The organism is Paenibacillus sp. FSL H7-689, from assembly GCF_000517905.1.
Classification (GTDB): domain Bacteria; phylum Bacillota; class Bacilli; order Paenibacillales; family Paenibacillaceae; genus Paenibacillus; species Paenibacillus amylolyticus.
Genome location: NZ_ASPU01000031.1, coordinates 1 through 513, shown reverse-complemented (window position 1 = coordinate 513; position 513 = coordinate 1). Strand labels below are relative to the sequence as shown.

The window sequence follows — 513 nt, the reverse complement described above, 5'->3', positions numbered from 1 at the left end:
ATTCTCCATAGAAAGGAGGTGATCCAGCCGCACCTTCCGATACGGCTACCTTGTTACGACTTCACCCCAATCATCTATCCCACCTTCGGCGGCTGGCTCCTTGCGGTTACCCCACCGACTTCGGGTGTTATAAACTCTCGTGGTGTGACGGGCGGTGTGTACAAGACCCGGGAACGTATTCACCGCGGCATGCTGATCCGCGATTACTAGCAATTCCGACTTCATGCAGGCGAGTTGCAGCCTGCAATCCGAACTGAGACCGGCTTTGTTGGGATTGGCTCCATCTCGCGATTTCGCAGCCCGTTGTACCGGCCATTGTAGTACGTGTGTAGCCCAGGTCATAAGGGGCATGATGATTTGACGTCATCCCCACCTTCCTCCGGTTTGTCACCGGCAGTCTATCTAGAGTGCCCACCCGAAGTGCTGGCAACTAAATATAAGGGTTGCGCTCGTTGCGGGACTTAACCCAACATCTCACGACACGAGCTGACGACAACCATGCACCACCTGTCT

At 55.0% G+C, this 513-nt stretch carries 1 rRNA gene; it reads right to left on the bottom strand.

The features are described from left to right. Positions 1-11: 11 nt before the first annotated feature. A 16S ribosomal RNA gene (locus C170_RS21685) occupies positions 12-513 on the bottom strand; the annotation flags it as partial.